Genomic DNA, 12,145 nt, shown 5'->3' with positions numbered 1-12,145 from the left:
AAAGTCAGTTATACCAGATAAATAAAAGAGTATCAGAATGGCGTATTGGTTATTCAAGACAGAGCCGGACACCTTTTCGATAGACACGCTCAAGCAGCAAAAAGTTTCCTGCTGGGAAGGTGTCAGGAACTATCAGGCGCGAAATATGATGCGTGATGACATAAAGCTAGGGGATCAGGTATTGATTTACCACTCTTCTTGCAAGGATGTCGGTGTGGTGGGGATTGCCGAAGTTGTGCGCGAGGCGTATCCGGATCATTTCCAGTTTGATCCCGAGGGGCCGTATTTCGACCCAAAATCCGATCCAGACAACCCGCGCTGGATCATGGTGGATATTGAATATCGCCGCCATTTGCGGCTGGTGTCATTGAAGCGGATGAAAGCCAACCCAGCTTTGGCTGAGATGCCGCTGGTCAAGCGGGGCAATCGTCTCAGCATCATGCCGGTTTCCGAAGGCCAATGGTTGGAAATTTTGCAGATGACCGGGCAGTTCTAACACCGTGGCAAAAAAAGGAAGCAGCTCTACTGCTTCCTGATCGCTTTTCCGTTGTGGACCTTACTTAAGAAACCGCTCACTGAGGTAGTGCGCAACGGCCTCATCACTGCAGTCGCCGATCACTTCATTCTTGGGTAGGGCGGTCTTGACCTTGATGTGCGAGGTCCCCATCACCAGCCCCTTGCCGGCCATGGTCAGCATCTCGACATCGTTCATCCCGTCCCCAAAGGCAATACAGTCAGCCAGGGCGTAGCCTTTTTCTTTGGCTACCGCTTCCAGGGCATGGCCTTTGGACACACCGGCATCCATAACCTCGAGGCACCACGGGGTCGAGAAGGCGACATTGGCCTTGTCGCCAAATTGGGCGTTGATCTTATCTTCCCATTCCACCAATTTGTCATGGTCATGGTCGTCGCGGGTGAAGAAAATCTTGGCGACGCCTTCCAGCGGTGGGTTCTCGACATCGAACAGCTGGTAGCTGAAGGTATCGTGGAACTCGCGCAGGCTTGGATCTTCTTGGTTCAGCAACCAATCATCGTTGCGGTAGATATGGATTTTAAGCGCTGGATCTTGCTTGGTCATGGCAATGATGCCGGTAATGACCTCAGGCTGGACATCCTGCTTGAAAATCACTTCGTTTTTGCAGTTGTGTACCCGAGCGCCGTTGGAGGTGATCATGTAAGCCGGGATCCCCAGTTGCTCACGCAGCCCTGCCACATCAATATGATGGCGACCGGTGGCGAAGATGAAATCTTTACCCTGGTGATGGAGCTGGTTGAGGGTATCTTTGGTGAATGGGGCAATTTTATGGTCTGGTGTGAGCAGGGTGCCGTCCAGATCCGATGCAATAATTTTGTACATGAAACCTCTCGCGGTAGGAACAGAGGCCCAATGCCTGAGCATTGGGGGAAACAGTGCAATATTAAACCAGTTCCCCCAAGAGAAAAGAGGCTATTTTATGCGTTGGGTATTTCCGCTTTCCGAAAATGCTCAAGGGTAGAGGCCAGTGCCGGGATGCGGTAGGTGTCGGCCTCGAACAATAGTTCGTGGCGGGCACCTTTAATCACCTTGAACTGGCAGTCACGGTTGGCTTGTACCATGGCCTGATGAAACTGCTGCTGGGCAGCATTATCGATGATGGTGTCTTCACTGGCCTGCAGCAGCAGAATAGGAGCGGAGATGTTGCCGGCTTCGCTGATACAGCGTTTGGCTGCCGCCAGTCCTTGCCATACCCAACGGGCGCTGGGGCCACCGATCTTCAGCTCTGGTTTATGCTCGTAGAGATCTCGGAACCACTGGTAGCGCACCTTGCTTTGGGTCAACGGATTGTTGCTAAATGGCTTGGGGTAATAGGGAACCTGCCCCGGCGCATAGCTGGGCTGGCCCTGCAATTGCTCCATGACCCGGGCGAGGGGCGAGGCGATAGGGCGCATCCACTTGTTGATATTGATGCCGTGCATCGGGGCGCTGAGTACTGCCCGCTCAATGGTGCCGGGGTGGCGGGCTAGGTAAAGGCTGGTAATGGTCCCCCCCATTGAGTGACCGAGCATAAATAGCTGCTGGTAGCCTCTGGGCTTGACCACCGACTCGATGAAGGTGTTTAAATCGCTGACGTAGTCGTCGAAGTGGCCGACATGGCCAAGCTCGGTATCTTCGGCCAGTCGGTCGGAGACGCCTTGGCCCCGGTGGTCGAGGGCGAAAACATCGTAACCCTGACGCACCAGATCATAAAACAGCTCTTGGTATTTCCAGTAGCTTTCAATTCGTCCGTTAACCACGACAATGGCCTTCTCCGGGTTGTTCCCGGTAAAGGCAGCCCAGCCAATATTGGTGTGGTGGCTCCCCTGGAACATGCCTTCCTGGCGCTGCTGCCATAGCTCAGCGACGGGCCCAGCCATGGTCTCTTCAAAGCAACTTTCTTGGGATAGATCAAAAAAAGAGGGGGGCTGGACAGTCATTTATCATCTCGGTTAACAGCATCTGGGGCAAGTATAACCCAATGTCATACAAGATGTTGCCATAAGGCGTGAACAGCTGTTAACGTGTGGCGTTTTTATGCGGCTAGTGACAAACTTTGTTAGAATAGCGAAAAAAGGAATGGGTCTATGGCGCTTGAAATTTGGCTAGCTTACCTGGCGACAGCGATTGTATTTAGTATCGCCCCGGGATCGGGCACGGTGAACTCAATCAGTAATGGTATGACCTATGGCTGGCGCAAGTCGCTGGCGTCAATTGCTGGGTTGCAGCTTGGTCTGGGAATATACATTGTACTGGTCGGTATTGGTCTGGGTGCGTTGATTGCCCAGTCGGCAACGGCGTTTGCGGTGATCAAATGGGCTGGGGTCGGTTACCTGATCTGGCTCGGGGTACAAAAGTGGCGTGACCGTGGCCAGTTTGATATTGCTGGTGACATACCGACTACCCCGGCAAGGCAATTGTGCCGCCAGGCGGTATTGGTCAATATGACCAACCCGAAAACCGTGGTTTTCCTGGTTGCGTTATTTCCCCAGTTTATCGACCCTGCCCAACCACAGGCACTACAGCTCTGGGTATTGGGGGTGACGACGGTTGCCGTGGATACCTTGGTGATGCTGGGTTATGTGTTGCTGGCCTCTCGGCTAGCGGACTATATTCGTTCGGCCAGGATCATGGCTGCCTTGAACCGTGTGTTTGGTTCGATGTTTATCGGTTGTGGGGCGTTATTGGCGACGGCCAAGGCCTGAGTTTTTTGACCGCCTTTATTGGACTGTCATTAAAGCGATGCGGTATTTGTCCTCTGTTGTGGAGACTCGTTCAGATTTATGTATTCCTATGTTGCACGCCAGCCTATCTTCAATCGTCATCAGAAGACGGCGGGATATGAGTTGTTGTTCCGAGACGGTGAGAGTAATGCCTTTCCTGCCGGCGTCGACGAAAACAAGGCGACCTGCTGTTTATTGCTAAATAGCTACATTGCCGACAGCGAAGGTATGACCCAGGCCGGCAAGCGCTGTTTCATTAACTTTCCCCACCGGAGCCTGATCCGCTTGCTGCCGACCTTGCTGCCGAAAAAGCAGGTGGTGATCGAGGTGCTTGAAACGTGCGAGCCAAATGATGAGTTGCTGCTAGCGATCCGTCATTTGAACCAGTTGGGATACATGATTGCCCTTGATGACTTCACCATGGACAAGCGCTGGCAACGCTTTTTGCCGTATGTCCATATCATCAAACTCGATTTGCTCAAGGTGGGGATGGATGCGGCATGTGGATATGTGGCGCAGAACCGCGACAGGAAATTGATGTTCCTTGCCGAGAAAGTCGAAACCCACGCTGACTATACTCAAGCTCATCAGGCCGGGTTTCATTTTTTCCAGGGCTATTATTTCAGCCGCCCTGAGATGCTGAAAAGCCGTAACCTCAAACCCGAGCGGCTTTCTACGTTGCGCCTGTTACAGGAAGTGTGTCGGGATCAGGTTGATTTCGAGCGGGTTGAGCAGATCATCGCCTCGGATTTATCACTGTCCTACTTGTTGCTGCGCTACGTCAATACTGCCGTCGACAGGCTTAAGGTGCCGATCAGTGAATTCAGGCAGGCACTTGTGTATCTGGGCGAGGAAAAACTCAAGGTATTTGTCAGTGCTGTGGCAACGGCCCAGGCCTCATTTGATAAGCCCCATGAGCTGTATGCCTTATCGCTCCAGCGCGGCCGGATGTGTGAAATTCTCGCCTCGGCCTGCGGGCAGGACATTGAGGCCAAACCCGCGTTTATGACCGGTTTGCTTTCTATGATCGATGCCTTGTTGGATCAGCCTCTGGATGATCTGCTTGAGCAACTGCCCCTGCAGACCGAGATCCGGCAGGCACTGTTGTACCAGGAGGGGGTGTTGGGTCAACTATTGGAACTGGCGATTGCCTTCGAACAGGCAAAGTGGTGGCAGGTCAACCAGATAGGCGAGGCGCTAGGGATCGAAGGCTCGAGTATAGGCCAAAGCTACCAGCTTGCCCTTCAGTGGTCGTCAAAATACGGCTTCCATGCCTCCGCCCGTCCGCTTACTGCCGTAAAAACTGGCTGAGTGCTTTCACCGTTTCGGTCAGGGCAGGATTTAGCGTTTTGTTGGCTGGGTAGCATAACCCGAGTCGGCGAAACATCCGCGGCCCATCAAGCGGGACGGTGACCAGCTCCCGGGCGGTCTCCAGTACTCCGGTTGGCAGGAAGGAAATGCCGAGACCGGCCTGTACCAGATGCATCACTTGGGTTTTATGCTCGGCCTTGGCGACCAGATTGACCGCCAGCCCATCGCAGGCCAGCAGGCCGATAGTTTGCTGGTGGGCTTCGCATGGCGGGCACTCGATGAAATCATGCTGGTGGAGCTGCTCCGGTTTGACCTTGTCCAGTTTGGCCAGCGGATGGGACGGCAGCATACACAGCACATAGTCCTCTTCCCACAGCGGCAGGAAAATCTCGCCATCTTGTTTGAACATATCGAGCGTCAGACGCGCATCCGCAGGCACATCATGATCGACCAATTCTAATAGCACATTCGGAATGTGCTTATTCAGGCAACTGAATACGCTGGCAAGGGCGGCTTGGCTCAGATCCGGGAAGTTGCCCAGCCTGAGCGGCAGGCATTCGGTGCGTTGCTGGAACAATGACGGCAGACGATTGATGTCCCCGAGCAACCTGACGGCCAGTGGGTAAAGGTAATGGGCTTCGTCGGTCAGGTTGACCCCTTTTTTGTGCCGTTCGAACAAGGTGGTATTGAGCTCGTCTTCCAGCTGCTTGATGGCGTTGGAAATCGATGGCTGGGAGACAAAGCAGCGCTCGGCAGCAAGGGTGATGTTCTTTTCTTCGTAGACGGCGACAAAAAAGCGTAGGAGTCGGAGATCCATGGGAGTGCTCTGGCTGGCAAGTGATGGGGCCTATGATAGCAAAGAAGCTTTGATAGCCAAGAACCTTAGCAAAGCGGCTTGGCAATGGAGGTTGGGCGGGGCAGAAAACACAAAGCCGGGCATAAGCCCGGCTTTGGTGACAGAGTGTAGTGTTAGCCTACGCTGTAGTAGGTCGCAGCACCTGGACCGACAGGCATACCGAATACGAATACCCATAGGTAGAACATGAGGCTCCAGCCCACGATGAAGACGATTGAGTACGGTAGCATGGTTGAAATAAGCGTACCTAAACCTAGGTTCTTCTTATAGCGTGTCGCAACCGCCAGGATCATACCGAAGTAGCTCATCATCGGTGTGATGATGTTGGTGACTGAGTCACCGATACGGTAAGCCGCCTGGATAGTTTCAGGTGCATAACCAACCAGCATCAGCATAGGTACGAAGATCGGTGCTGTTACCGCCCACTGTGCCGATGCCGAACCGAGCATAAGGTTGATAAATCCACACATTAGGATGAAGGCGAAGAACAGTGCCGGGCCAGTCAGACCGATTGACTGAAGGAAGTCAGCACCGCCAACCGCGAACACCTGGCCGAAGTTAGTCCAGCTAAAGAAAGCGACGAACTGAGCAGCGAAGAATACCAGTACGATGTACATGCCCATTGAAGACATTGACTTCGACATCGCATCGATCACGTCGCGGTCATTCTTCATGGTGCCGACGACTTTACCGTAGACAAAGCCAGGAACGGCGAAGAAAACGAAGATGAAGGCCACGATACCTTTAAGGAATGGAGAGCCTGCAACCATGCCCGTTTCAGGGTGACGCAAGATACCATTTTCCGGCACGATGGTTAGCGCCAGTAGGCCAGCCACAACAAGTGCTGCCAGCCCCGCCATTTTCAGACCTTTCTTCTCAATATCTGTGAGCTTGCCAAGCTTGTCACCGCCGAGATCTTCACTGGCTTCTTCCGGGTTGTATTTACCCAGTTTCGGCTCAACGATTTTTTCGGTAACAAAGGCACCCATGATGGTGATAGCAAAGGTTGATGCGAACATGAAGTACCAGTTAGCTTCAGGGCCAACAGAGTAGTTCGGATCGATCATTTGCGCAGCCGTCTGGGTAATACCCGATAGCAGTGGGTCAACGGTTCCGAGTAGTAGGTTGGCACTGTAGCCACCCGATACACCGGCGAACGCCGCCGCAAGGCCAGCGAGTGGGTGACGACCCAAAGAGTGGAATAGCATGGCTGCCAGCGGTACCAGTACCACGTAGCCTAGCTCTGATGCGGTGTTAGAAATGATACCGGCGAAGACGACAACCAGTGTCACCATACGCTTTGAGGCACCCATTACTAGGCCACGCATTGCAGAAGATAGCATGCCAGAGTGTTCGGCAATTGCTACACCTAGCATGGCTACAAGAACGGTACCCAATGGGGCGAAACCTGTGAAGTTAGTGACCAGGTTAGCGACGATTTTTTGCAGGCCTTCTGCATTGAACAGGCTGACCACATGGATCATGCCGTCAGCGGCACGGCCAGCTGCACCCTCAGGGCGTGGATCGACGACAGATAAGCCGAAATAGCCAGCAATACCAGAAGCGACCAAGATAGCCACACAGAAAAGGGCAAAAAGGGTAATTGGGTGTGGTAGCAGGTTACCCAGCCACTCGACGGTATCTAGAAAACGGGTAAATAATGTTTTCTTCGGTTGTTGTTGTGTTTGCGGTGAAGCAGATGAATGCATCACGACCTCCATTTATCGTTTTAATCCCATCAATGGGTACATCTCTTGTCGCGGGGAAGGTTACGTCATTGTTAACATCACAAACAAGATATAATTGTGTCAAAATGTGTCAGTTGCTCATTTTTTGTCTGGTTATTGTTAATTTTTGGTTGGTATATGCTGTTTGTGTGATGGCTGTTCTATTTGTTATTTTTAGTTTTTATGAAATTGGTTGTTTATTTTCGGTTTGTTAACCTTTACTCAATAACCGGATATCAATTAATTAGAAACCGCAGCCCGAAAAAAGCGTGCTTGATTTCACAAAAAGGGTAATTTATCGTCTATTAATTCCTGTGTGGCAGCATTTCATTAACTGTTTGTTAGCATTTTTCTGTCGGGGTTTTCAGTGATATGGCGTATCCATAGCTAAAATTTATGATAAACAGAGGTAATCGATATTTTTCACTAAGGGATTAGGCCGATATAGTAGCGTCCATCTGCTGGTGGCCACTGGTAATAACCTGGCGGGCAAGGGCCCGGGGTGATTTTCTCTTTCTATATATAAGGTGAAACTATGTCTAAGTCTCTTGTTGTGATCACAGGCGCAAGCTCAGGTATTGGTGAGGCGACAGCTAGAACATTATCAGCACAAGGCCATCCTCTATTATTGCTGGCTCGTCGTATTGACCGATTGACTGCATTGGGACTGCCAAACACCCTATGCCGCCAAGTGGACGTAACCGATGGTCCGGCATTTTCTGCGGCGATAGAAGAGGCGGAAGCCCAGTTCGGCCCAGTGGATTGCTTAATTAATAACGCCGGGATGATGTTGCTTGGCCTTGCCCATGAACAAGATCCGGCAGAATGGAAAACCATGTTCGATGTTAACGTGCTGGGTCTGCTAAACGGTATCCATGCGGTGCTGGCCAAGATGAAAGCCCGTCAGGGCGGTACCGTGATTAATATCAGTTCGGTTGCCGGTCGTAAGACGTTCCCTAACCATGCAGCTTATTGCGGCACTAAGTTCGCGGTCCATGCTATTACTGAAAATATCCGTGAGGAAGTGGCTGACGACAACGTTCGCTTTATTACGATTGCACCTGGCGCGGTGGACACTGAATTGCTGAGCCACACCACCAGCGATGCGATTAAAGCGGGTTATGAAGAGTGGAAAGACGGCATGGGCGGGGTGATAGCGCCGCAGGATATTGCCAATGCCATTCATTACGCTTACCAGCAGCCACAGCATCTGTGTATTCGTGAAATCGTGCTGGCTGCGACTCGTCAACAGCCATAAGCCAAGTTGGGCGGTGTTTTTTCTGAATGTCAGCGCTGAGTGATTTTGTCTGCAAATCTACGCTTATTCAGTTACTTAATAAAAATCGCCTGCTATATTCAAAAGGGTATCCCAACGGGATACCCTTTTTAGTTTGTGCGGTGAGGGGGCAGAAGTGAGGGAGAAGGTTCGCTTTTTTGATGTGTTGCGCTGCGTCGCCGCCGTGGCGGTGGTGGTAATACACGTACTGGGCCCTTATCGTGATCAGTTTGGGGTGATGCCCGACAGCGGTTGGATAACCGCCACCACTTTCAATAGCTTCAGCCGCTGGGCGGTGCCGATCTTTATTATGATCACCGGCGCCTTGATGCTGACCGACACCCGCCCGTTTGAACTTAGCTATTATGTCCGTCGCCGGCTCGGTAAGGTACTGCTGCCGTTCCTAGTATGGTCGGTGTTTTATGCTTGGCTATCTGGGGTATCGCCAGCGGGTTTTGATGGCGATGTGGCGATCGAAACGTTAAAGGCGATGCCGGTACATGAAACCTACTACCACCTTGGCTTTTTCTATTACTTTATCCCGCTCTATTTCGTTGTGCCTTTCCTGCGCTACTTTGTCCAGCATTACGACAGGCAGGCGACATTGGCCCTGACCTTGGTATGGCTAGCCCTGACAACCTTGCTCCTGCTCAAAATTGACGGTCCCTGGAGCCATGAACTGGTTTTGTATAGTGGTTACTTACTGTTTGGCTACTGCGTGTTCCAGTTGCGTTGGCCGAGCCTGAAGTGGCTGTTGCCACTGGGCATCGTGGCGTTGTTGTTAACCGATGCCATGGTGCTGAGCAATAGTTTTGCCGCCGGGGAATACAAGGTTGGCCGCTGGATGTCTTACAAAACGCTCAATACCGCGCTTATCGCAGCCATGATTTTTGCGCTGGGCAGGTATGTGGCAGATAAGATCAGCGAAGGCTGGCTCGATAAATTGGCCTTTATGAGCCGTTATAGCCTCGGGATCTATTTGCTTCACCCTATCTTTTTGTGGCCGGTAAGGGCGTATGACTGGTATTTCCTGCCACCGGTGCTGATGATCCCGTTTTGGACGGTGATCATCACGGCACTGGCCCTTGCTGCTAGCTGGCTACTGGGCAAGAGCCCTAAAACTGCCTGGTTGGTGCCCTGAGTTTGATTCCAAGGGGCATCATTCGTCCCGGTGTAGAGCAAAATGGCGGAAAGTGACGCCTTGGTAGGTCATCACTCCCTTATCCCCCGGATTGAGGGCATGGAAATAATGGATACCGACCATGAATTCACGTTTTGGCCCACCTCGGGTGGGTTGCACATAAATCCAGTATTCCTCGTCGTCTTCACCCGGTCTGGCGCCAATGATCGGTGAGCTTTGTTTGTCGAGGATCTGAACTTCGATTTGCTTTTCCGGGGCATTTTCCCCCACGGTGTGTTGGCGGTAGACTCGGATGAAGCAGAAAAGAGCAATGGCCAGCAGGGCAATAATAATAAAGGGAACACTGGTTGGCATAGGGCTTCCTTGTTGGACACAACGGGATTTCATTATTGGGCAAGTTTGGGGATCTGGATACGGTCTGTCGCAAAAAGCGTGATCGCTGCAAGTATGACTTCAACAGTTATACGGCCCAGTCCTGCAAGTATTCCCTGGTCGTATCGGTTATCACTGAGAGACGCGGTACTTTGCTTTAGTGCAAAGTCGAGGTAAGTTAGTAGAAAGAGTGAGCAAGGAAGAGATTAGATGGCAAACATTGAGTTAGTGGTAACACGTTCAAGGCGGATTGAAAGCCTGTTGCGTGAACATTACCATGCTGAGGGCAAAGGCTTGCACCAGCTGATCACTAGCTGTGAAGAACGCCTGCCACACGAAATTATTCCCAAGTTACGTTTTATTGCTTCTGTCCGTAACAAAACCGTGCATGAAGAAGGGTATAAACTCGACGACAAGAAAGGTTTTATTGCGGCTTGTAATGCTTGCGAAAAGGAACTGACCCCGCGAAGTGGCCGTTTTGTCTGGACGGCAGCGGTATTATTGGTTGTGGGGGTGACGGCGTTGGCAATATGGTTCTATTCCCTCCACTGGCACCGGATCAATTTGACCCCTTAAGGGCCAACGGGCGGTAGCAGAGATCTCTAGCGGATAGAATTGATTGGATAAAACAAAAAAGGTGCCGAAAGGCACCTTTTTTTATGAATTTTTTTTGCTTAATAAATCACTGGCAGCGTCATGAGTCCGACAACCACTGCGATCATCATAAGGCCTTGTTTTTGTGAAGGTGTGAACATGCAGAGGCTCCTTGTAGCTGCTAAGTTGATGTTGTAAATAAGAATAGCACTTATTTTATGGTTTTATCAAGTTGAATTGTCATATTGTTGTCATAAAAATAATTTATAGAGGCTGAATGAGGCCTTTTAGGGTTAAGTGAACTGTGTTTTTTGGTGTGGTTGAAAAGTGTTCTAGTGTCTATTTGTGGAGTGTTTTGTGTTTTAAGTATCTGTTTTTTAGTTGTTTTTGTTGGTGGTGAGTTGGCTTTTTTATTGGTGTTTTTTGGTTTTTGTGTTTTTTCTTTAAAAACTGGCGGTGAGTGCTTTTGCTGATCGAAAGTGGTATTAATTGCTGGCTTTGAACGTGTTGATTAGCCCCTTTTATCGAACGCTAAGCCTTTGAAGTGCATATTTGCGTTGATTTTATGTATTGTCCTTAAGCGACTTGCGTTAAGTACTGTCTTGAGTCTCTGCTGATGTAAAACTTATGGTAAAGTCATTTATTTGTTGGTTATCTATTTGTTTTTTAATGTTTTTATTTGTTTTTTAGAATGGGTGTTGTAGGGCGTTAGTCTTGGTTTTTGATTGTGCTGACTAGTGCTATGGACCGTCAATGCTGTTCAAGCAATGCCAAACGTTTGCTATTTTATTTTTCTAATAGGCGATAACAGCTGGCTTTCGGAGCATCCGCAGAGATAATGATTAATATGATTCGCCGCTAGTTATTGGCCTTCCTTGCTAGACAATCGCCTGTCAGATCCTACACTGTGCTTGCCGCGGAGCGCTCAAACTCTTGCTCTGTGACAATTCCATAATAATAACGGTGAAACTATGTGGGTTTGGTTAGCCATTGCTCTTTCTGCTCTTCTACACATCACAGCGGCGTATCATGGTCCCCGCTGGCAATTTTATGTCTTTAAGCCTTTCACCTTGCTGTTGTTGCTCGTCGTCGCATGGCCGGCTGGTGATGGCGGGGTCTATCATCTGGCTATCTTGGCGGGGCTGGTATTGTCCATTGCGGGTGATATCTTCCTCATGTGGCCGAAAGATCGGTTTATCCCCGGTTTAGTGGCTTTCGCCCTGGCACATGTCAGCTATTCTGCCGCGTTCTGGTCCCAGCTCGAAAGCCAGATTGTTTGGTGGCTGCCTGCTATGCTGGCTGCCGCCGGTGTGATTGTTTTCCTTCTCTTGTTACCGTCACTAGGCAAGATGCTGATACCGGTTGCTATCTATATTGCCGTCATTTCCCAGATGGCCTGGGCGGCTGGTGAATTCTGGCTAACGACTTCAACCACGCCGGCACTGCTGGCCTTTGCGGGGGCGGCAATCTTTATGTTTTCCGATCTCTGCCTGGCGATTGATCGCTTTCGTGGGCCGTTTCGCTCGGCAACGACGATGATCATGTCTAGCTATTTTCTTGCTCAGTCGCTATTTGTTGCCACCTTGCTGGTCGTGTAGTGGCTGATAAATGAAACTTTCCCGGCCATTAAC

The 12,145-nt window shown here is 50.7% G+C and carries 12 protein-coding genes; 7 read left to right on the top strand and 5 right to left on the bottom strand.

Annotation, left to right across the window (positions count from 1 at the left end):
- Nucleotides 1-37 precede the first annotated feature (37 nt).
- Nucleotides 38-496: an EVE domain-containing protein gene (locus L4D79_RS22070; RefSeq protein ID WP_428654422.1), complete on the top strand. Its 459-nt coding sequence runs from the start codon at nt 38-40 to the stop codon at nt 494-496.
- Between the two features lie 60 nt (nt 497-556).
- Here L4D79_RS22070 and L4D79_RS22065 read toward each other — a convergent pair whose 3' ends face one another.
- Together L4D79_RS22065 and L4D79_RS22060 are read right to left on the bottom strand one after the other, a co-directional pair.
- Nucleotides 557-1,357 (bottom strand): Cof-type HAD-IIB family hydrolase, encoded by an 801-nt coding sequence (locus L4D79_RS22065; protein WP_428654420.1) that lies wholly within the window; start codon nt 1,355-1,357, stop codon nt 557-559.
- Nucleotides 1,358-1,452: 95 nt separating this feature from the next.
- Entirely contained in the window at nt 1,453-2,454 is a 1,002-nt protein-coding gene (locus L4D79_RS22060) for an alpha/beta fold hydrolase (protein ID WP_428654418.1), read from the bottom strand.
- A 147-nt stretch (nt 2,455-2,601) separates the two neighbouring features.
- Between L4D79_RS22060 and rhtB the strand changes: the two genes are divergently transcribed.
- Together rhtB and L4D79_RS22050 are read left to right on the top strand one after the other, a co-directional pair.
- A complete protein-coding gene (rhtB, locus tag L4D79_RS22055) occupies nt 2,602-3,219 on the top strand; it encodes a homoserine/homoserine lactone efflux protein (protein ID WP_428654416.1) in 618 nt (205 codons plus the stop codon).
- 78 nt (nt 3,220-3,297) lie between these two features.
- Complete coding sequence (locus tag L4D79_RS22050; protein WP_428654414.1) at nt 3,298-4,548, top strand: EAL and HDOD domain-containing protein; 1,251 nt, start codon at nt 3,298-3,300, stop codon at nt 4,546-4,548.
- Here the strand turns inward: L4D79_RS22050 and L4D79_RS22045 are convergent.
- Both L4D79_RS22045 and L4D79_RS22040 read right to left on the bottom strand, forming a co-directional pair.
- Entirely contained in the window at nt 4,526-5,365 is an 840-nt protein-coding gene (locus L4D79_RS22045; protein ID WP_428654412.1) for a LysR family transcriptional regulator, read from the bottom strand. The genes L4D79_RS22050 and L4D79_RS22045 overlap by 23 nt on opposite strands.
- Nucleotides 5,366-5,517: 152 nt before the next feature.
- Complete coding sequence (locus L4D79_RS22040) at nt 5,518-7,113, bottom strand: AbgT family transporter (RefSeq protein ID WP_428654410.1); 1,596 nt, start codon at nt 7,111-7,113, stop codon at nt 5,518-5,520.
- Nucleotides 7,114-7,666: 553 nt separating this feature from the next.
- Between L4D79_RS22040 and L4D79_RS22035 the strand changes: the two genes are divergently transcribed.
- Together L4D79_RS22035 and L4D79_RS22030 are read left to right on the top strand one after the other, a co-directional pair.
- On the top strand, nt 7,667-8,389 hold the full coding sequence (locus L4D79_RS22035) for an SDR family oxidoreductase (RefSeq protein WP_428654407.1): 723 nt from the start codon (nt 7,667-7,669) through the stop codon (nt 8,387-8,389).
- Between the two features lie 154 nt (nt 8,390-8,543).
- Nucleotides 8,544-9,548, top strand: a complete 1,005-nt coding sequence (locus L4D79_RS22030) for an acyltransferase (protein ID WP_428654405.1) — start codon at nt 8,544-8,546, stop codon at nt 9,546-9,548.
- 18 nt (nt 9,549-9,566) lie between these two features.
- Here the strand turns inward: L4D79_RS22030 and L4D79_RS22025 are convergent, their stop codons facing one another.
- Nucleotides 9,567-9,902 carry a DUF2500 domain-containing protein gene (locus L4D79_RS22025; RefSeq protein WP_428654403.1) on the bottom strand — a complete coding sequence of 112 codons (336 nt, stop codon included), beginning with the start codon at nt 9,900-9,902 and terminating at the stop codon, nt 9,567-9,569.
- 228 nt (nt 9,903-10,130) lie between these two features.
- On the opposite strand from L4D79_RS22025, the gene L4D79_RS22020 reads away from it, so the two are divergent.
- On the top strand, nt 10,131-10,496 hold the full coding sequence (locus tag L4D79_RS22020) for a DUF4145 domain-containing protein (protein WP_428654401.1): 366 nt from the start codon (nt 10,131-10,133) through the stop codon (nt 10,494-10,496).
- A gap of 989 nt (nt 10,497-11,485) precedes the next feature.
- Nucleotides 11,486-12,112, top strand: a complete 627-nt coding sequence (locus L4D79_RS22015) for a lysoplasmalogenase (protein WP_428654399.1) — start codon at nt 11,486-11,488, stop codon at nt 12,110-12,112.
- The last annotated feature ends 33 nt before the right edge of the window (nt 12,113-12,145 follow it).

The organism is Photobacterium satsumensis (genome assembly GCF_050336935.1).
Taxonomy (GTDB): domain Bacteria; phylum Pseudomonadota; class Gammaproteobacteria; order Enterobacterales; family Vibrionaceae; genus Photobacterium; species Photobacterium satsumensis.
This window is presented reverse-complemented; position numbering and strand designations above follow the sequence as displayed.